Here is a 20000-nt window from a genome sequence, read left to right as displayed (position 1 = left end):
GATGACCCACGCGATGGATCGGACGGATGCCGCGACCTCCCCGCTGCGGGCGCTGTGGAGCGCCCTCGGCCGGGTCGGCCGCGGCATCCGCTGGTACATGACGACGCTGATGGGCGACACCGCGTACGCCACGTACGTCGCCCATCACCGGCGGCATCATCCGGACGAGGAGCCGCTGACGGAGCGGCAGTTCTGGCGTCAGCGGATGGACGACCAGGACCGCAATCCCGGTGCCCGCTGCTGCTGAGCCCGCCGGCGCGTCCCTAGGCTGAGCGCATGAACGACGTCGTCCTCGCCGCGATCCTCGGCGCGCTCGGCGGCATCGCCCTCACGGCGCTGCTGCTGCTCGCCCGGCGGTTCGCCCGCGGGTCTGCCGACCTCGGCAGCGAGGCGGAGCAGGGAGCGCTGCGGGCGCTGCATCAGGCGAGCCTCGCCGCCCCGCACCTCCGCGGCGGACTGACCGGGCCGGATGCCGTCAAGGCCGCCCGGCACCTGCGCGCCCTGCTGGGCAGCGCCGCGGTCGCCATCGTCGGCGAGGACGACACGGTCACCCTCGACGGCGCCGCGGACGGGCTCGAATCCGCCGCCGTGCGCATCGCCGCCCAGGTGCGCGCGTCCGGGCGGAGGCAGGTGTTCCCCTCGCCCGCCCGGACGGACGACCTGGAGGCGGTCGGCGCGCCCATCCTCGTCGACGGGGTGACGGTCGGGGTGGTCGTCGCCTTCGCGTCCCCGGTGCGGGCCGCGCTCGTACGGGCGGCGGAGGAGGTCGCCGACTGGTGTGCGGCGCAGGTCGAGCTCGGCGGACTCGAGGCCTCCCGCACCCAGCTCGCCGAGGCGGAGCTCCGGGCTCTGCGCGCCCAGATCTCCCCGCACTTCATCTACAACGCCCTCACCGCGATCGCCTCGTTCATCACGACCGACCCGGACCGGGCCCGGGACCTCGTGCTCGAGTTCGCCGACTTCACCCGCTACTCCTTCCGCCGGCAGGGAGAGTTCACCACGCTCGCGGAAGAGCTGGGCAGCATCCACTCGTACCTCGAACTGGAGCGGGCGCGGTTCGGCGACCGCCTGCGGGTGACGCTGCAGATCGCGCCGGAGACCCTCGCGACGGTCATCCCCTTCCTCTCCGTGCAGCCGCTCGTGGAGAACGCGGTGCGGCACGGCCTGGAGCCGGGGGAGGGCGGCGGCGAGATCCGCATCACCTCCCGCGACGACGGCACGCACACCGAGATCCTCGTCGAGGACGACGGCGTGGGAATGGACCCGGACGGCCTGCGCGCGCTGCTCACGGCGCGCGAGGAGGGCGGTCACGTGGGCCTGCGGAACGTCGACACCCGGCTCCGCCAGGTCTACGGCAGCGGGGGCGGTCTGGTCGTGGAGACCAACGCCGGCGCGGGTACCCTGGTGCGCATGCGAGTCCCGAAATCGCAGCCCCTCCACGACCCGGACGACGACTGAGGAGCGGCATGATCGACGTCCTCGTCGCCGACGACGAGCAGCCGGCCCTCGACGAGCTCGTGCACCTGCTGCGCGCCGACCCGCGCATCGGTGAGATCCTCACCGCGGGCAACGGCGCCGACGCGCTGCGTCAGCTCTCCGCGCGTGCGGTGCGGATCGCCTTTCTCGACATCCACATGCCCGGCCTTCTCGGCACCGAGCTCGCCCGCGCGCTCCTCGGTCTCGCGGAACCGCCCGCGGTCGTGTTCGTCACCGCCGACGAGGCCCGTGCGGTCGAGGCGTTCGAGCTGCGCGCGGCGGACTACCTCCTCAAGCCGGTCCGACGGGAACGGCTGCGGAGCGCGGTGGACAGAGTGGTCGCGCAGGAGGCGGCGCCGCGCGGCGAGGACGAGGTGCTGCCGGTGACCGTGGGCGCGTCCGTGCGGTTCGTGCGGCGCAGCGATGTGCGCTGGGTGCAGGCGCAGGGCGACTACGCGCGGCTGCACACCGAGGACGACGGTCCCGGCCACCTCGTGCGCATCCCGCTCTCCGAGCTCGAGACGCGGTGGGCGCCGGCCGGGTTCCTCCGCATCCACCGTTCCACCCTCGTCCGGATGGCCGCGGTGACCGAGGCGCGGCTGTCGGGCGGGGATCCCGTCGTGGTCGTCGGCAGGGCCGTGCTGCCGGTGAGCAGAAGGCTCGTCGCGGCGGTGCGGGAGGCCCTCGTGCGCGGAGAGGGGGCCGGATGACCGAGGTGCCGAAGCGGGTGCGGGTCACCGCGGACACCCCGCCCCGCCGCTCCTCCGCCGCCACCCGGGGGATCGCGCTGCCCGGAGCCCCGGTCGCGGAGGCCGACGCCGTCTACGCCCGTGCCCTGATGCGCAGTCAGCTCCGGCTCGCCCTCGGCACCGTCGCCGGCTTCGTGGTGGTCGTCGTCGCCCTGGCACTCGGGATCGCGCTCATCCCCGAGATCGACGCCGTCGTCCTCGGCGGGCTGCCGCTGTCGTGGCTCCTCCAGGCCTTCGCGTTCTACCCGGTGATCCTCGTGTTCGCGGTGCTCTACGTGCGCACGGCGGTCCGCAACGAGCGGCGGTACCGCGCCCTGCGGGACCGCGAGTGAACGCCGTGCTCGACCTCGTCGGGGTCGCCCTGGTCGTGATCGCCACCCTCCTCATCGGCGTGTACGGGCTGCGGGTGTCGCGCACGACGAGCGACTTCTTCGTGGCGTCGCGGACGGTGCGTCCGGTCTGGAACGCCTCGGCCATCAGCGGCGAGTACCTGTCGGCCGGCACCTTCCTCGGACTCTCCGGGCTGGTGCTGCTGGACGGCGCCCGCGGCTTCTGGTTCCCCATCGGGTACGCCGCGGGGTACCTGCTCGTGCTCGTCTTCGTGGCCGCGCCCCTGCGCCGGAGCGGGGCGTACACGATCCCCGATTTCGTCGAGGCCCGGCTCGACTCGACCGCCGCGCGCCGTGTCACCAGCCTCGCGGTCCTCATCATCGGCTGGCTCTACATCGTGCCGCAGCTGCACGGCGCGGGCATCACGCTCGTCGTGGTCGCCGGGCTGCCGGAGTGGGTCGGCGCCGTGACGATCGCGGTGCTCGTGGCGGCGGCGGTCGCGGCGGGCGGCATGCGTGCGATCACCTTCGTGCAGGCGTTCCAGTATTGGCTCAAGCTCACGGCACTCCTCGTGCCGGTGGTGTGCATCGCGTTCGCCCTGAGCGGCGGCCCGCACGACGTCGATCCCGCCCTCGTCTTCCCCGCCGAGGCCGGGCCGTCCGGCTTCGACGCCTACGAGACCGCGTCGCTGCTGCTCGCGCTGCTCCTCGGCACGATGGGCCTGCCGCACGTCCTGGTGCGGTTCTACACCAGCCCGACCGGAGCCTCCGCGCGGCGGACCACCGTGATCGTCATCGCCATGGTGAGCGCGTTCTACGCCGTGTCGAGCGCGATGGGGCTCCTGGCGCGGATCGCCGCGCCGGACCTCGCGCAGCCGGGGATCGCCGACACCGTGGTGCTGCAGCTCCCGTCGCGGGTGTTCCCCGGGCTCGCGGGTGAGCTGCTGACGGCGCTCATCGTCGCCGGGGCCTTCGCCGCGTTCCTGGCGACCTCGGCCGGACTCGTGGTCTCGCTCGCGGGGGTCATCAGCCAGGACGTCTTCTCCGGCTCCGTGCGCTCCTTCCGGCTGTCCGCGGTGCTGTGTGCGCTCGTGCCGCTGGGGGTCGCGCTGCTCACGGTGCCCGCGGGACTTGTGTCGAGCGTGGGGGTGGTGTTCGTCGTGGCGGCGTCGACGCTCTCGCCCGTGGTGCTGCTGGGCGTGTGGTGGCGGGGTCTCACCGCGCGCGGGGCGGTCGCGGGCATGGTGTCCGGCGGTGTCGCGACCGGGCTCGCCCTGCTCGTGCACGCCGCGGTGGACGGGGTCGGCGTCGCGGCACCGTACCTCGCGCAGCCCGCCGCCTGGACGATCCCGCTGGCGACCGGAGTCACGGTGGCCGTGTCGTTGCTCGACCCTCGAGGGCCCTCGCCCCGCACGGACCGCTTCCTCGCCCGCGTGCACACCCCCGACCGCGCCTGAGTCTGCTTCTGATTCTTGTCCTGCTTCCTACCCCTGCTTCCGGGAACAGGCGATCACGCGGGTTCAGGCAGGTGAAAGCCCATCGAGCCTGAGCCAGCGTGAGTGCCTGAAGCGGGGTCGGTGTGGTCGGGTCTGGGGGCTTCAGCGCGACGGCAGGCACTGGCGCGAGCACAGGCAGGGAGGATCATGAGTGCCTGTTCTGGCGGGAGTGCCTGTGTTGGCGTGGATGCCTGTTCAGGCGCGTCAGCGGGGTTGCGCGCGAGGGCAGGCAGTGGAGTGAGATCAGGCAGGGAGAGTCATGAGTGCCTGAATCAGCGGGAGTGCCTGTTCTGGCGGGAGTGCCTGGATCAGCGGGAGTGCCTGTGGGGAGCGGGTGCGGGAGCGGGGGTCAGAGGGTGCGGCTGCGCGGCATCAGGCGCACCGGGGGGAGCGGCGGCGCGGGGATGCGCTGGTCGTGCCCCTCGACGACGCCGAACCGGGGGGATGCGGCCTCCCAATCCTCGCGGGCGGCGGCGATCTCGTCGTGGGAGCGCCCGGCGAAGTTCCACCACATGACGATCTCGTCCTCGAACGGCTCACCCCCGAGGAGGAACAGCAGCCCGCCTTCGCTGCTGGTCACCTCGACGCCGTCGCGGGAATCGCCGAGGTAGAGCATGTCGTTGCGGGTCATCGCGTGCTCGGGGACGGCGGCGTCGCCCTCGACGAGGAGCAGCGCGTGCTCCCACTCCGGTCGCAGCGGCAGGCGCACCGTGGTTCCGGCCGGCACGACGATCTCCGCCCCGACGATCGGCGTGTGCACGGTCGCCGGCGAGTGCACGCCCGCGAACTCGCCGAGCACGACCGTGGCCGTGGCGTCCGATCCGGTCGCGGCCGGGAGGGTCGTCGTCGGCAGGTCGGTGTGCCGCTCGAAGCCGCCGTCCCCGTGGCGCGCGGACTCCGGGAGCACGACCCAGAACTGCAGCGCATCGAGCGGAACGGGCTCGTCGCCGATGGAGTACTCCGAGTGCGAGATGCCGTTGCCCGCCGTCATGAGGTTGAGCTGTCCGCGCCGGAGGTCGGCATCGCTTCCCAGCGAATCACGGTGCCGGATCTCGCCGACCAGCGGCCAGGTCACGGTCTGCAGACCGATGTGCGGATGCGGCTCGACCCGCATCCGGGTCTCGGCCGGGCCGAACCGGTCCAGGAAGCACCAGGCGCCGATGGTGGGGAGGTTGCGATGCGGCAGCACCCGCAGCACCTCCATGCCGCGCACACCGCCGAGCGGCACCGCCCGGGGTTCGAGGACGAGGCGGCGCTGCCCGATCATTCCGCCCTGCCCGTGGGGTCCTCGTCCGCGCCGGCCGACTCCTTCTGCACCGGGCCGTCCGCCGTCGAGCCCGGGCGCTGCGGCCAGCGGATCTCGGCGCCGGGCACCTCGTGCGTCTGAAGGTACTTCGCGATGTACGGGCAGAGCGGCACGATCGCGTCGCCCGTCGACGCCACGTCGGTCAGCGCCGCCGCGGCGAGCTTCCCGGCCAGGCCCTGGCCCTGGAAAGCGGGGTCGATCTCGGTGTGCAGGAAGCGGATCGCGCCGGGGCGGGTGTCGAACTCGGCGAACCCGGCCAGCACGTCATCGGAACGGATCTCGTAGCGGGAGGCCTCGTCGTTGCGGGTCACGGTGATGTCGGTCATCGGATGCTCCTTCCGGCGTCTGGAACCAACCTACGCCCGGGATCGACAGTGCGGGCCTGTGGACGTCGCCGTGCCGCTGTCCGTCGGGGTGATTACGCTGGAGGGATGCCGCAGACTCCCCGAGATCCGTACGACGGATGGATCCCCGAGCCGGACGCGGCATCCGACCAGCCCTGGGACGACGGGTGGGAGCCGACCGAGCCGCCGGAGCCGATGGACTGGGAGCCGCAGGGTGCTGGCTTCGAGCCGCCCCTCGACTGGGGTCCTGGTCCGACGACCGCGGTGACCACCGCGCCGGCCGTCCGCCGCGCCGCGCCCAGCCGGTATGCGACGGCCCGCGAGGCACTGCACACCGTGTTCGGCTACGACGACTTCCGCGGCGATCAGGCGGCCATCGTCGAGCAGGTCATCGGCGGCGGCGACGCCGTCGTCCTGATGCCCACCGGCGGCGGCAAGAGCATCACGTATCAGGTGCCCGCGCTCGTGCGCGAAGGCACCGGACTGGTCATCAGCCCGCTCATCGCGCTCATGCACGACCAGGTCGACGCGCTGCGCGCCAACGGTGTGAAGGCCGCGTACCTCAACTCCACCCAGTCGATCGAGGAGCGCCGCGAGGTCGAGCGCGCCTATGTCGCCGGAGAGCTCGACCTCCTCTACGTCGCCCCGGAGCGGCTGTCGAGCTCGCAGACCACCTCCCTCCTGCAGCGCGGCACGCTCAGTGTCATCGCCATCGACGAGGCCCACTGCGTGTCGCAGTGGGGTCACGACTTCCGACCGGACTACCTCGCCCTCGGCGACCTGGGCGAGCGATTCCCCGGCGTCCCGCGCATGGCTCTGACCGCCACCGCGACGCGGGCCACGCACAAGGAACTCACCGAGCGCCTGCACCTCGATGCGGCGCAGCACTTCGTGGCGAGCTTCGACCGCCCGAACATCCAGTACCGCATCGTCCCGAAGGTCGATCCCCGCAAGCAGCTCGTGCAGTTCATCCGGTCGCAGCCGGAGGGGGCGGCGGGCATCGTCTATGCGCTCAGCCGCAAGTCCGTCGAGCAGACGGCGACCTATCTCGCCGCGCAGGGTCTCGACGCGCTGCCGTACCACGCCGGTCTCCCTGCCGAGGTGCGGGCGGCGAACCAGTCGCGCTTCCTCCGTGAAGACGGCGTCGTGATGGTGGCGACCATCGCGTTCGGCATGGGCATCGACAAGCCCGACGTGCGCTTCGTCGCCCACATCGATCTGCCGAAGTCGGTCGAGGGGTACTACCAGGAGACCGGGCGTGCCGGCCGCGACGGCGAGCCGTCCGTGGCGTGGATGGCGTACGGGCTCGGCGACGTGGTGCAGCAGCGCCGTCTGATCGATCAGAGTCCCGGCGACCGCACGTTCAAGATGCGGATGGGGCAGCACCTCGACGCGATGCTCGCGCTGTGCGAGACGGTGGAGTGCCGCCGGCAGAACCTCCTCGGGTACTTCGGCCAGGACTCGCAGCCGTGCGGCAACTGCGACACGTGCCTCGACGACACCGCGACCTTCGACGGGCTCGTCCCCGCGCAGAAGCTGCTGTCCACGATCGTGCGGCTCAAGCGGGAGCGGAATCAGGCGTTCGGCGCGGGCCACCTCATCGACATCCTCCGCGGGGCCTCGACCGAGCGCATCCGCCAGCAGCGGCATGACGCCCTCGCGACCTACGGCATCGGCGCCGACCTCTCCGACCAGGACTGGCGGAGCGTGGTACGCCAGCTCCTCGCCCGGGGCATCCTCGTCGCTCAGGGCGACTACGGCACGCTCGCCCCCGGAGAGGCCGCGGCGGGAGTGCTGCGCGGCGAGACCGCGGTTCCGCTCCGGAAAGACACGATCGGGCGCCCGTCGTCGCCGTCTCGCGCCCGGAAGGCGAGTGCCGCCGACGCCCTCGACGCCGGAGACCGGGAGCTGTTCGAGGCGCTGCGGGCCTGGCGGACTGAGATCGCCAGGGAACAGGGCGTCCCCGCGTACATCGTCTTCGGCGATGCCACGCTCCGTGCTCTCGCGGAGCATCGGCCCACATCGCACGCCGACCTCGAGGGCATCACCGGCATCGGTGCGAAGAAGCGCGAGGCCTACGGCGACGGCGTCCTCGCCGTGATCGCCGCCTCCTGACCCCGACCCACCCCCTTCCGCGCGAGCCACCCCTTTGCCGACGCTCGCAACGGGCCGGGACGCACGGAAGAGGGTGGGTCGACGGAGCTACGCGGCGGAACCTGTCGCGAGCCGACAACGACGGGCGCGGACGGGGCGGCCGATGGTTGGAGGATGCGGACAGGGGACTTCGTGTCGTTTTGTCGCACACCTACCATGAGAGGCATCCACTTTCGTCTCTCCGAGAGGAACGCTCATGGTCGACGCCGCCGTCCGCCCTTCGACGACACCTGACCCGCGCGAGAGCGCGACCGCCCCGCGGATCGATGTCGCCCGCCTGAACGACGCCCTCATGGGCACCTGGGGCGACGTGCGCCGCCAGGCCCGCGAGATGATCAAGGACTCCGCGTTCTGGCGGAAGGACGAGCTCGGCAAGGACGACCACCGCGAGCGCGTGCTCAGCCAGCTCCACCTCCTCGTCGACAACAAGGCCGTGCACCGGGCGTTCCCGAAGCGCTTCGGCGGCGAGGAGAACAACGGCGGCAACATCGCCGGTTTCGAGGAGCTCGTCGCCGCCGACCCGAGCCTGCAGATCAAGTCGGGCGTGCAGTGGGGGCTCTTCGGCTCCGCGATCCTGCAGCTCGGCACGAAGGAGCACCACGACAGGTGGCTCCCCGGTGTCATGGATCTGTCGATCCCCGGCGCGTTCGCGATGACCGAGATCGGGCATGGCTCCGACGTCGCCGCGGTCGGCACCACCGCCACCTACGACCCGGAGACGGAGGAGTTCGTCATCCACACGCCGTTCCGGGGAGCTGTGAAGGAGTACCTCGGCAACGCGGCGCTGCACGGCATCGCGGCGACGGTCTTCGCCCAGCTCATCACCAACGGGGTCAACCACGGCGTGCACTGCTTCTACGTGCCCCTGCGCGGCGAGGACGGCGTGGATCTGCCGGGCATCGGCCGAGAGGACGACGGCCTCAAGGGTGGACTGAACGGCATCGACAACGGCCGGCTCTCCTTCGACCAGGTGCGCATCCCGCGCACGAACCTGCTGAACCGCTACGGCGACGTCGCCGCGGACGGCACCTACTCGAGCGCGATCGACAGCCCCGGCCGCCGCTTCTTCACGATGCTCGGCACCCTCGTGCAGGGACGCGTCTCGCTCGACGGCGCCGCCTCCTGGGCCTCCGCGCTCGGCCTGCACATCGCGATCACCTACGCCACGCAGCGTCGCCAGTTCGACGGTGCGGACGGGCAGGAGGTCGTGCTGATGGACTACGGCAAGCACCAGCGCCGTCTGCTCCCGCGCCTGGCCACGACGTATGCGCAGATCTTCGCGCACGACGAGTTCCTGCAGAAGTTCGACGGCGTCTTCTCCGGTCGCACCGACACCCCGGACGACCGGGAGGACCTGGAGACGCTCGCGGCCGCGCTCAAGCCGCTGTCGACCTGGCACGCGCTCGACACCCTGCAGGAAGCCCGCGAGGCGTGCGGCGGTGCCGGCTTCATGTTCGAGAACCGGCTCGTCGGACTCCGTGCCGACCTCGACATCTACGTCACGTTCGAGGGCGACAACAACGTCCTGCTCCAGCTCGTGGGCAAGCGGCTGCTGACCGACTACGCGAAGCAGTTCCAGGGTAAGGACGCGGCGGCGCTCGCGCGCTACGCCGTGGGGATGACCGCAGGCAAGGTGTTCCACGGCGCCGGCCTCCGTCAGCTCGGTCAGGCGGTGACCGACTTCGGTCAGGTCGCCCGGTCGGTGGAGCGCGGACTGCGCGAGGAGCAGCAGCACGACCTCCTCGCGGGCCGCGTGCAGCAGATGGTCGCCGACATCGCGACCCGGCTGCGTGCCGCCGGCAAGGACAAGGCGCTCGGGGCGCGGCTGTTCAACGAGAACCAGGCCGAGCTCATCGAGGCGGCCAGGGCGCACGGCGAGCTGCTGCAGTGGGAGGCCTTCACCGACGCCGTCCACGCGATGGACGACGCCGAGACGAAGAAGGTCATGACCTGGCTACGTGACCTCTTCGGTCTGCAGCTCATCGAGAAGCACCTCGCCTGGCACCTCATCCACGGACGCCTCTCCACCCAGCGGGCGGCGGCGGTGTCGAGCTACATCGATCGACTGTGCGCGCGGCTGCGTCCGTACGCCCTCGACCTCGTGGACGCGTTCGGCTACGAGCCCGAGCACGTGCGGGCCCCCATCGCGAGCGGCGCGGAGAAGCAGCGGCAGGACGAGGCCCGTGCGTACTACGCCGACCTCGAGGCCAGCGGTCAGGCTCCCGTCCTGGAGAAGACCCTCAAGCGGCAGAAGCGCTGAGCGGTCGGCCCGGGCTGTCCCCACGGCCCGGGCCCTCCGGACAGCGGATTCATCGGCGCGGGCGGATAGTCTCGGCGAGTACCGACCCGAGGAGCATCATGTCGACCGTCACCGCCTACGCCGCCCCCGCCGAAGCCGCCCCGCTCGAGAAGACCGTCATCGAGCGCCGGGAGCTGGGCCCGCACGACATCCTCATCGACATCGCCTTCGCCGGCATCTGCCACTCCGACATCCACACCGTGCGCGGAGACTGGGGTCCGCAGCAGTACCCGCTGGCCCCGGGACACGAGATCACCGGAACGGTCGCCGCGGTGGGGTCCGAGGTCACGAAGCATGCCCTCGGCGACCGCGTCGGTGTCGGCTGCCTCGTGAACTCGTGCCGGGAATGCGTGTACTGCCTCCGCGGCGACGAGCAGTTCTGCACGCAGGGCGCCGTTGGCACCTACGGGGCGGTCGACCGCGACGGCACGATCACCCAGGGCGGCTACTCGCAGCAGGTCGTCGTCACCGAGGACTTCGTGCTGCGGATCCCGGACGCCCTGCCTCTCGACGCGGCGGCTCCGCTGCTGTGCGCGGGCATCACCACGTACTCGCCGCTGCGGCACTGGAAGGTCGGCCCCGGCACGCGCGTGGCGGTGGTCGGACTCGGCGGCCTCGGTCATATGGGCGTGCAGATCGCGCATGCCCTCGGCGCGGAGGTGACCGTGCTGTCGCAGACGCTCGCGAAGCAGGACGACGGCCTCCGCCTCGGCGCCGACCGCTACTTCGCGACGGGCGACCGCGACACCTTCCGCGACCTGCGGGGCTCCTTCGACGTGATCCTCAACACCGTGAGCGCCGTCATCGATCTCCGCTCGTACCTCGGGCTGCTCGACGTGGACGGCACCATCGTGTGCGTCGGTGCTCCCGCGGAGGCCCTCGCCCTGAACGCGGGGTCATTGATCGCCGGACGACGCTCCATCGCCGGCTCGAACATCGGCGGCATCCGGGAGACCCAGGAGATGCTCGACTTCTGCGCGGAGCACGGCATCACCGCGCAGATCGAGGTCATCCCCGCCTCGGCCATCAACGACGCGTACGAGCGCGTCCTCGCGTCCGACGTCCGCTACCGCTTCGTCATCGACGCCGCCACCTTCGCCGACTGACCCCGCCCCCGTCCTCTCTGGTACCGGATCAAAAACGCACCTCTGGTGCTCCCCTGAGGAGCGTTTTCCGTCCCGCATCCGGTCCCCGCCGCGTCCGATCCGACGCGGGATCAAGAGCGCACCTCCGGTGCCTCGCTGGGGAGAGATATCCGTCCCGCGACCGTCAAGTCCCTGGGCCGGGACGGAAAAGTCTCCGGATGAGGGCCGCGCAGGTACGGTTCTGATCCCGCGCCGCTCCCGGCAGGGCGCCCCGCGGAGGACGAGGTGCGGCAGCGACACCGGACGCACCAGGTCACGGCACTCCGATGCGCGAGGGTAAGGGGTCGGAGGCGCGGGTGCGGGACGGGGATGGTGCCGCTGGGGCGTTTCGGGGGATGCTTTTGATCCAGCGTCGGAGGTGTGTGTCGTGGCGGGATGGAGAACGGCCCTGGGGAGGCGAGGGGAGGGGCGGAAGTGAACTCGCACCTAAGACGAGGGGACGCGGGATGGGGGACGGGGACGCGGGGGCGTCGGTGGGGGCGGATACGGTGAGGGGATGACCTCCCTCCTCCTGGGGCCCGACTCCCGTGCGCGCTGCGCGTGGGTCGGCGACGACGCAGAATACCGGCGGTACCACGACGAAGAGTGGGGGACGCCGCTCCACGGGGACCGCGCGCTGTTCGAGAAGATGGCCCTGGAGGGGTTCCAGGCGGGACTGTCCTGGATCACGATCCTGCGCAAGCGCCCGCGGTTCCGCGAGGTGTTCGCGGGGTTCGTGCCCGAGGCGGTGGCGGCATTCGACGACGCAGACGTGGAACGCCTCCTGAGCGACACCGGCATCATCCGCAACCGCGCCAAGATCCTCGCGACGATCGGCAACGCGCGGATCGTGGAGTCGATGGCCGACGGGGAGCTGGACGCGCTGATGTGGTCGTTCGCCCCGCCGGCGACCGGAGCACGGCCACGGGAGTTCGCCGACGTCCCCGCCGTGACTGCCGAGTCGACCGCGCTGAGCAAGGAACTGCGGCGCCGCGGTTTCCGCTTCGTCGGGCCGACGACGATGTACGCCCTCATGCAGTCGGCGGGCATGGTGGACGACCACATCGAGGGCTGCTGGAAGGCCTGACCTCGCGTCGGAGAAGAACACGGGGCCATAGTCCCCCGCCCGATATACTCGGCACATCGGGGGATCCCCCGGCGCACGACGCCGGGTGGCTGCAGGCGCGCGGTCTCCCATCAGACCGTGAGGAGCAGGTGTGGCAACGCGCATGGCAGCGACACCGCCGACGCTGGCGGGGTACAGCTATGTGCGTCCGCTCGGGTCCGGTGGATTCGCCGATGTGTTCCTCTACGAGCAGGACATGCCGCGCCGCGTCGTCGCCGTCAAGGTCCTGCTCGCGGATGCCGTGAACCCCGAGGTCCTGCAGACCTTCAACGTGGAAGCCGACATCTCCGCGCGGCTGAGCGCCCACCCGTCGATCGTCACGATCTACCAGGCCTCCATCTCGGCGGACGGGCGGCCGTACTTCGCGATGGAGTACTGCCCGGACACGATGAGCGCGCGGTACAAGAAGGCTCCGCTCCCGCTCGCGGAGGTGCTCGACATCGGCGTGCGCATGGCCGGGGCTCTGGAGACCGTGCACCGGGCCGGGCTGCTGCACCGCGACATCAAGCCGTCGAACGTGCTCATCAACTCGCTCGGCGCGCCCGTGCTGGCCGACTTCGGCATCGCCGCTGCCGTCATCGAGGAGGGCGAGGGCGAGACCATCGCGATGTCCGTGCCCTGGAGCTCCCCCGAGGTGCTGCAGGAGCGCGTGTCCGGATCCATCCCCAGCGAGGTGTGGAGCCTCGGCGCGACGCTCTACACGCTGCTCGCCGGCCGCAGTCCGTTCGAGCGTGCCGACCGCGGCTCGAACTCGCGCGACCAGCTCACGGACCGCATCATCAAGGCGCGGTACACGGCGGTTCCGGTCCCCGGCATCCCGCCGATCATCGACGACATCTTCGCGAGCGCCATGCACCGCGACCCGGCGAAGCGGCCGGCGAGCATGGCGGAGTTCGCGGAGAAGCTGCGCTGGGCGCAGTACGAGCTCGGCATCTCGCCGACGGCCTTCGAGGCGGCGTCGGCGGAGTGGGCCGCGGCGGCGCCGGTGAACTTCTCGGACACGAGCGTCCGCGGGCCGGTCATCACGACGGTCGCGCCCGACTCGCGGAGAGCGGCGCGCGCCGCCCGTCCGCAGGCCGCACCCCGTGAGCGGGACGACGTCCCCGCGAGCACCCGTGGCCGAAGCCGGTCCCCCCTCGTCGTCGGCATCATCGGCGCCGTGATCGGCGCCGCCGTCATCGCGGGGCTCGGAACCGCGGTCCTGTTCCTCACGGGGATCCTCTGATGGCGGCACGCAACCGCACCGGCGCCGAGACGGCGACCCCGCCCAGGGGCAAGCTGATCGCGCTGATCTCCGGGATCATCGCGCTCGTGGTCGTCGTGGCGCTCGCGGTGACGGCACAGGGGTATCAGTCGCAGGAGGTGCCGCGTCTCGAGCCCTCGGTCTGGGTCATGCGCGACAGCGGGCAGTACGCCCGCGTCAACACCGAACTCGCCGAGATCGACACGGTCCGCGACGTCGACGACCCCGAGGCGGTCTGGCAGAGCGGCTCCAGCACCGTGCTGTTCGCGCAGGGGAACCGGCAGCGGTGGGACGTCGATCCGGCGAGCCCCGCCGATCTGCTCTCCGACAGCTCGGAGGAGGGGACGCCGCTCGCCTCGCAGCCCACGCCCGCCGGGACCCGGGACGTCCTCTCCGCCGGGCCCTATGTGGCCTACCGCACCGACACCGGGCAGGTGTCGGTGTCGACCCTCGCGGCCGGAGCGGGCACGGCCCTCGTCGACCCCTTCGCGGAGGTCGAGGTCGAGGAGGGGGAGGACCCGCCGACGTACACCGCCGATGCGATCGGGCTGTCGCCGGATGGCCTGCTCGTCCTCTACTCGGCGGACGAGGGGGCCGTGCGCCGCTTCGACATCGACGAGCACCGGTTCCTGGGGGATGAGTCACCCGTGGCCGATGCGCCGGAAGCCGGGGAGGGCCTGGCGATCGCGGTCGTCGGGGAACGCTGGGCGATGCTGCAGCCGACCTCCGGCGAGCTGTGGCTCTCCGGTCGCGATGCGGCGGTCACGCTCGACGTCGCCGAGGACGCACGCCTGCAGCGTGGAGCCGCCGAGGGCGACGCGGTGCTCGTCGCGGACTCGGACGGCCTCGTCTCCGTCGACCTCGCGTCCGGAGAGGCCGACCGGGTGGCGGAGGCCTCCGGCGTCCCCGCCGCACCGGTCACGGTCCGCGGGGACACCTACGCGGCGTGGCTCGACAGCGGAGGTGGAATCCTATGGAGCGCGGGGGAGACCACCCCGCTGCAGGTCCCGGACGAGACGCTGGATGCGGCCGCCATCGACCCGGTCTTCCAGGGGAACGGCGACCGCGCGGTGCTCGTCGAGACCGGGACGGGCCTCATCTGGACGGCGCCGGACGGCGTGCTGATCCCGCTCGAGCAGTGGAAGATCGAGGACGACACGGAGCAGCAGGAGGGCACGATCGTCGTCGAGGACGTGGCGGAGCAGCTTCCGCCGGTGGCCGTCGACGATGCGTTCGGCGTGCGTGCGGGGGAGCAGGTCCTCCTGCCGGTCCTCCTGAACGATCACGACCCGAACAAGAAGGACGTCCTCACGATCGACCCCGAGTCCGTCGCGGCCGGGCTGAGCGATCCCGCATTCGGGGAACTGGCGCTCGTGGCGGACGGGCAGTCGCTGGTCGTCGATGTGAAGGCGGGCTCCGGTCAAGCGAGCTTCACGTACGCCGTGACGGACGGTGCGGCCGTCTCGCCGCCGGCGACCGTGACGCTGACGGTCGTCGATCCCGGAGTCAACTCCGCCCCGGTCTGGTGCGGCGTCGACGCCTGCAAGCAGGAGTGGCCGACGCCGCAGATCCTCGCCGGCGGCAGCACGATCGTCTCCGCGCTCTCCGGCTGGGTCGACCCCGAGGGCGATGCCTTCATCCTGAGCGACGCCTACGAGACGGATCCCTCGGCACCGGTGATGGTGGCGCCGACGGACGACGGCCGCGTCGCCATCCGGCACACCGACCCGAACGCCGCGGATGCCGTGATCCCGGTCACGGTGGTGGTGCAGGACGTGCACGGTGCGACCGCGGAGAAGACCCTCGAGGTCCAGGTCAGCGGCAGCCCCGCCCTCCAGGCATCGGCCGTCGCGGTGACCGCGCGCGTCGGTGAGCGGCAGTCCCTCCGCATCTCCGATCATCTGTCCGGGGGCTCCGGGTCGTATCGCCTCGTCGACGCCGTCCAGACCGCCGCGACCGCGCAGGGCTTCGAGGTCACGCCCAACGCGGCGGCCGGCACGGTGGAGCTGACCGCGGCAGAGCCCGGCCAGTACGTGGTCACGTACACCGCGCAGGACGCCACGACCCAGGCCGAGCAGTCCGCGGTTATCCGCGTCACGGCGGTCGACGGGTCCGCTGCGCTCGCGATGGCGCCGTTGACGGCGTTCGTGCGCGAGGGCGAGGACACGACCGTCGATGTGCTCCGCGCGGTGCAGAACACCAGCGGACGGGTGCTGCTGCTGTCCGACGCCGTGAGCTCGACGCCCCAGCTCAACGTGCGCGTGGTCGGGAACGAGAGCCTGCGGGTGAACGGGACGACGGAGGACGGCGAGCCCGGCCTGATCGGGAAGGCCACCGTCACGGTCGCGGATGGCGCGGGCGGGGCCGTCCAGGGCACGGTGAGCGTGTTCCTCGCCCCGCCGTCCACCGTCACCCGCCCGATCGTCTTCCCGGACGCGGTGACGGTGCGGGCGGGCTCGCTCACGCGCATCGAGGTCGCCGCCAACGACATCGCCCCCCGCGGGGAGCCGCTCCTCGTGCTCCCGGAGGTGACGGGGTCGGGCGAACCGGACGAACTCGTCTTCGCCGACCGCAATGCTCTGCGCTACCTGGCACCGAAGACGCCAGGCACCTATCGGCTGACGTACTCGGTCTCGCTCGAACGGAACCCTTCCCTGTCCGACGACGGCGTCGTGACGGTCACCGTCGTCCCGCCGGGGACGAACCGCGCTCCCACGCCGATCCCTCTCACCGGTCGCGTCCTCAGCGGGCAGACCGTGACGATTCCGGTACCGACGACCGGGATGGACGGAGACGGGGACCGCGTGGTGCTGTCCGGCGTCGACCAGCCGAAGAAGGGCGGGGGCACCGCGACCATCTCGGCCAGCGGCGAGGCGATCGTCTACCGGGCCCCGGCCGGGGGCGTGGACGGCGGACAGGTGTCGTTCCGGTACACCGTGCGCGACCCGCAGGGTGAGGAAGGCAGCGGTGCCGTCCGCATCGGCGTCCTGGACGCGGATGTCGAGGACGCCGCTCCGGTGACGTTCAGCGACTACGTCCGGGTCGAGGCGGGATCCCGCACCCCGGTCGTGCTGGACCCCCGGTCGAACGACCTCGACCCGGCGCAGAGCGAGCTGGAGATCACCGCGCTCGTCCCGAACGCGCCTCCCGTCAAGGGGAACCCGCTGTACGAGCGGCTGAATGCACTGATCGATTCCGACACCTCCCTGGAAGACGGCCGCGTCGTGCTGCGCGCCGGGGAGACGGCGGGGACGAACTCCTACTTCTACACCGTGAAGTCGACGCGGACCGGGAGCACGGCACAGGGGCTCATCGTGCTGACCGTGACCGAGGGCACGGTCGCCGATCAGCCGGTCGTGACGGACACGGTGCTCACGGCGCGCGACCGGGACGACCTCGTGGACGGTGGCCTCGACGTCGTCACGGACCGGGTGCGCTGGCCGTCCGGCGACGTCTCGTCGCTCCGTCTGAGCCTGTGGGGCGAACAGGCCGGGTACACGGTGAAGGGGAACCGGATCATCGGCCCCGCGCCGAAGGAGGGCGCACTGGTGCCCTTCCAGCTCACCGGAACCGCTGCCGGCGGACGGGACGTGACCGCCTACGGCTTTCTGCGGATCCCGGCGTTCGACGACATGCAGGTCCAGCTCGTCCCCGGCGCGACGCCGGTCGTCGTCGACGAGGACGCGGCCGTCAGCTTCGCGGTGCCGGACTACCTCGATCTGCCGTCGTCGGATGCCGTGGAGATCGGCTCCGGAGCGTTCACCGCGCAGCGGGCTGCGGCCTCGTGCGCGGCCGACGGCCCCCGCACGGCGGAGTACCGTGCCGGGCGTGAGGCGCCGTGGTCGGACACCTGTCTGATCCCGGTGCGTCTGGACGGACAGAAGCGCTGGTCCTACATCGACGTCCCGGTCAGCATCCGTCCGTCCGAACCGCAGCTGCTGCTCTCCTCGATCTCGCACACGATCGCGCCGGGAGCCACGGAGAGCGTCGACCTCTACGCCAACATGGCCGCGTGGGAAGGCGGGCGCGAGGGCAACGCAGGCTCCCTCGAGTACCGGATCGTCTACTCGGGTTCGGCGTTCGTGGTCACGCAGAGCGGGGCGAAGCTGACGATCGAGGCGCGTGCCGACGCGCGACCGGGCAACACCGAGAACGTCAGCGTGACGGTGCCGCAGTATGGGCAGCCCTCAGCCTCCGTGCGTCTGGTCGTGGGCGCGGCCCCACCGGACGCTCCGCGGGGAGCGACCTTCACGAAGCAGTGCGTCGTCACCAGCGCCCGCTGCTCGATCGACGTCGTCGATGTGGCGGGCGAGTACGATCCCTTCGCCGGCAAGCCGGGATCCGGGCTGCGACTGATGTCGCTCGGGGCGGGATCGCGCTGCGACGTCGCCTCGCTCTCGACGGCGGGTGCCAAGACGATCACCGCGAGCTGGCCCGGTGGCGGGCAAGCGCCGGGCGGGCAGTGCGTGGTCTCGTTCGTCGTGGCCGACGCGCAGGGGCGGACCGGCACGGGCACCCTCACGCTCGACCTGCAGGGATTCCCGCAGGCGCCCGCGAGCGTGACCACCGTGGGCTTCACCCGCTCGACCGTCGTGCTGGAGGTGCCGCTCGGCGAGGCGCGCCGCGCCCACCCCGCGGTGTCGGGCGTGACCATCCTCCAGGACGGGGCAGCGGCCAATGCCTCCTGCAGTCCGGCCGGTGCCGTGTACCGCTGCACGGTGAACGGGCTGACCAACGGTGCGCCGCACACCTTCACGGCGGCAGCGGTCAACGCCGTCGGCACATCGGCCGCCACCTCCCCGCACACGAGCTGGGCCTATGCCGCCCCGGTCGTGGCGAACGCGACGGCCACGCCGGAGTATCGACCGGGAGTCTCCGACCGCGGGCGCGGGGCGGTGCGGCTATCGATCGACGCCGCCGACGACGCCGTCTCGTTCCGGATCGAGGAGACGGGCGAGGTCATCAACCGCACGGGGGCGACCACCACCGCAGACATCGCGCTGTCGCCGGGAGCGCAGACCCTCACGATCGTCCCGATCAGCCAGTTCCAGCCGCCGACGGGCGGCGGGAACGAAGGCGGCGGGTTCCGCACGTCCGTGACCGTCGCCGGCTCCGTGTACTTCGACCCGGCGACGACGCGGGCGTCGGCCGTCTCGAACACGGCGGTGAATGTCTCCGGCATCGCGGCACAGGCGAACGGCAGCACCAGGGGCGTCCAGGTCACCTATGTCGCGTGGCGATCGGGCAACGTCAGCTGCACGGCGAACGGAGATGGCACGCTGTCGGTCTCCGGCGGCGAGATCCGGTCCGAGTCCCCCTCTCTGCAGGGGCTGCGGCCGTATCAGCTGTACTACGTCAAGGCGTGCGCGTCGAACGGCTACGGCGTGGCCGAGTCGTCCACCACGACGGTCTTCACGTTCACGTTCGTCGACGGCCCCGGCGGCGACACCACCTACACGGTCGCGAAGGACCCCCGGCGCGACGGGAACCGCTACGACTACGGCCTGGCCTCGGCGCCGCGCATCGATGTCGAGAACGGCTTCGTCCCGCAGTACTACATGTACGGACAGTGGGTCGGCGACTTCGCGCTCACCCCGGACTCGTCCCCGGGGCAGGTCCGTGCCCGCGCCTGCCATGCCACCCAGAGCAATTCCTGCTCCGGCGAGGTGAACATCACCGCGACGACTGCGCCGACCGTCGTCAACGCGGTGTTCCAGCCCTGCATGCCCGTCGTCGAGGGCGATGTCGTGACGGTGTCCGCCGCGGCACGCGGCTCGTACATCCTCGAGGTGACGCCCCTGGTCGACACCCCCGGGACCTTCGACGCGAAGATCACGTGGACCGGAGCCTTCGCCACCCTGACCCCGATCACGCATCGCATCACGGGCCTGTGCCCCTGACCGCCGAGCACACCGACACGAATACTCTTTCCCTATGCCAGCCACCGCAGCAGCCCCCGTCACCATCGCTCCCGAGCAGGCCTCCTGGTTCGCCGAGACGTTCTCGATCCTGACCGGCAACATCGAGCAGGCGATCCTCGGCAAGCGCCACGTGGTCGAGCTCGTGCTCGCCACCGCCGTCAGCGGAGGCCACGTCCTCCTGGAGGACTACCCGGGAACCGGCAAGACGGCGCTCGCCCGCGCCGTCGCCCAGACGGTCAACGGGACCAGCAGCCGTATCCAGTTCACGCCTGACCTCCTTCCGGGAGATGTGACCGGCATCACGGTCTACGACCAGAAGGAGGGCACGTTCGAGTTCCACGCGGGGCCCGTCTTCGCGAACATCGTGCTCGCCGACGAGATCAACCGGGCGAGCCCGAAGACCCAGTCCGCGCTGCTGGAGGTCATGGAGGAG

Annotated in this window: 14 protein-coding genes; 12 read left to right on the top strand and 2 right to left on the bottom strand. The window is 71.5% G+C overall.

Features of this window, described 5'->3' with window-relative positions; all coding sequences use genetic code 11:
* Position 1 precedes the first annotated feature (1 nt).
* The 5 genes from B2W79_RS05830 to B2W79_RS05810 are packed head-to-tail and all read left to right on the top strand — an operon-like array spanning position 2 to position 4011.
* Positions 2–247: a YbdD/YjiX family protein gene (locus tag B2W79_RS05830; protein WP_083391627.1), complete on the top strand. Its 246-nt coding sequence runs from the start codon at positions 2–4 to the stop codon at positions 245–247.
* 29 nt (positions 248–276) lie between these two features.
* On the top strand, positions 277–1458 hold the full coding sequence (locus B2W79_RS05825) for a sensor histidine kinase (protein ID WP_071327757.1): 1182 nt from the start codon (positions 277–279) through the stop codon (positions 1456–1458).
* Positions 1459–1466: 8 nt separating this feature from the next.
* A complete protein-coding gene (locus tag B2W79_RS05820) occupies positions 1467–2186 on the top strand; it encodes a LytR/AlgR family response regulator transcription factor (RefSeq protein WP_292787826.1) in 720 nt (239 codons plus the stop codon).
* The gene (locus B2W79_RS05815; protein ID WP_292787824.1) at positions 2183–2557 is read left to right on the top strand and encodes a heavy metal transporter; all 375 of its coding nucleotides are present in this window, start codon (positions 2183–2185) and stop codon (positions 2555–2557) included. Before B2W79_RS05820 ends, B2W79_RS05815 begins: the two co-directional genes overlap by 4 nt.
* The gene (locus B2W79_RS05810) at positions 2554–4011 is read left to right on the top strand and encodes a cation acetate symporter (protein WP_071327754.1); all 1458 of its coding nucleotides are present in this window, start codon (positions 2554–2556) and stop codon (positions 4009–4011) included. Before B2W79_RS05815 ends, B2W79_RS05810 begins: the two co-directional genes overlap by 4 nt.
* Positions 4012–4399: 388 nt before the next feature.
* On the opposite strand, the gene B2W79_RS05805 is transcribed toward B2W79_RS05810, so the two are convergent.
* Positions 4400–5317, bottom strand: a complete 918-nt coding sequence (locus B2W79_RS05805; protein WP_292787821.1) for a pirin family protein — start codon at positions 5315–5317, stop codon at positions 4400–4402.
* Entirely contained in the window at positions 5314–5682 is a 369-nt protein-coding gene (locus B2W79_RS05800) for a GNAT family N-acetyltransferase (RefSeq protein WP_071327752.1), read from the bottom strand. Before B2W79_RS05800 ends, B2W79_RS05805 begins: the two co-directional genes overlap by 4 nt.
* A gap of 105 nt (positions 5683–5787) precedes the next feature.
* Between B2W79_RS05800 and recQ the strand changes: the two genes are divergently transcribed.
* The 7 genes from recQ to B2W79_RS05765 form a co-directional block, all read left to right on the top strand.
* Positions 5788–7815: a DNA helicase RecQ gene (gene recQ / locus B2W79_RS05795; protein WP_292787819.1), complete on the top strand. Its 2028-nt coding sequence runs from the start codon at positions 5788–5790 to the stop codon at positions 7813–7815.
* A gap of 235 nt (positions 7816–8050) precedes the next feature.
* Positions 8051–10114, top strand: coding sequence for an acyl-CoA dehydrogenase (locus B2W79_RS05790; protein ID WP_071327750.1), 2064 nt, complete (start codon positions 8051–8053; stop codon positions 10112–10114).
* Between the two features lie 98 nt (positions 10115–10212).
* The gene (locus B2W79_RS05785; RefSeq protein WP_292787816.1) at positions 10213–11259 is read left to right on the top strand and encodes an NAD(P)-dependent alcohol dehydrogenase; all 1047 of its coding nucleotides are present in this window, start codon (positions 10213–10215) and stop codon (positions 11257–11259) included.
* 535 nt (positions 11260–11794) lie between these two features.
* A complete protein-coding gene (locus B2W79_RS05780; protein WP_071327748.1) occupies positions 11795–12364 on the top strand; it encodes a DNA-3-methyladenine glycosylase I in 570 nt (189 codons plus the stop codon).
* Positions 12365–12494: 130 nt separating this feature from the next.
* Positions 12495–13628 carry a serine/threonine-protein kinase gene (locus B2W79_RS05775; protein ID WP_313391173.1) on the top strand — a complete coding sequence of 378 codons (1134 nt, stop codon included), beginning with the start codon at positions 12495–12497 and terminating at the stop codon, positions 13626–13628.
* On the top strand, positions 13628–19546 hold the full coding sequence (locus tag B2W79_RS05770) for an Ig-like domain-containing protein (protein ID WP_292787814.1): 5919 nt from the start codon (positions 13628–13630) through the stop codon (positions 19544–19546). Before B2W79_RS05775 ends, B2W79_RS05770 begins: the two co-directional genes overlap by 1 nt.
* 34 nt (positions 19547–19580) lie before the next feature.
* Positions 19581–20000 (top strand): AAA family ATPase (locus tag B2W79_RS05765; RefSeq protein WP_292787812.1); only part of this gene is annotated, 420 nt, incomplete at its 3' end.

The sequence above is a fragment of the Microbacterium sp. UBA7513 genome (assembly GCF_002478345.1).
In the GTDB taxonomy this organism is placed as follows: Bacteria; Actinomycetota; Actinomycetes; order Actinomycetales; family Microbacteriaceae; genus Microbacterium.
The sequence above is the reverse complement of the archived record's forward strand: the minus strand, read 5'-3'. Positions and strand labels throughout refer to the sequence as shown.

What these genes read in the sequence shown, in the direction of transcription:
- B2W79_RS05830 (WP_083391627.1), top strand. Translation starts at nt 2, where the DNA reads ATGACCCACGCGATGGATCGGACGGATGCCGCGACCTCCCCGCTGCGG.
- B2W79_RS05825 (WP_071327757.1), top strand. Translation starts at nt 277, where the DNA reads ATGAACGACGTCGTCCTCGCCGCGATCCTCGGCGCGCTCGGCGGCATC.
- B2W79_RS05820 (WP_292787826.1), top strand. Translation starts at nt 1,467, where the DNA reads ATGATCGACGTCCTCGTCGCCGACGACGAGCAGCCGGCCCTCGACGAG.
- B2W79_RS05815 (WP_292787824.1), top strand. Translation starts at nt 2,183, where the DNA reads ATGACCGAGGTGCCGAAGCGGGTGCGGGTCACCGCGGACACCCCGCCC.
- B2W79_RS05805 (WP_292787821.1), bottom strand. Translation starts at nt 5,317, where the DNA reads ATGATCGGGCAGCGCCGCCTCGTCCTCGAACCCCGGGCGGTGCCGCTC.
- B2W79_RS05800 (WP_071327752.1), bottom strand. Translation starts at nt 5,682, where the DNA reads ATGACCGACATCACCGTGACCCGCAACGACGAGGCCTCCCGCTACGAG.
- recQ (WP_292787819.1), top strand. Translation starts at nt 5,788, where the DNA reads ATGCCGCAGACTCCCCGAGATCCGTACGACGGATGGATCCCCGAGCCG.
- B2W79_RS05790 (WP_071327750.1), top strand. Translation starts at nt 8,051, where the DNA reads ATGGTCGACGCCGCCGTCCGCCCTTCGACGACACCTGACCCGCGCGAG.
- B2W79_RS05785 (WP_292787816.1), top strand. Translation starts at nt 10,213, where the DNA reads ATGTCGACCGTCACCGCCTACGCCGCCCCCGCCGAAGCCGCCCCGCTC.
- B2W79_RS05780 (WP_071327748.1), top strand. Translation starts at nt 11,795, where the DNA reads ATGACCTCCCTCCTCCTGGGGCCCGACTCCCGTGCGCGCTGCGCGTGG.
- B2W79_RS05770 (WP_292787814.1), top strand. Translation starts at nt 13,628, where the DNA reads ATGGCGGCACGCAACCGCACCGGCGCCGAGACGGCGACCCCGCCCAGG.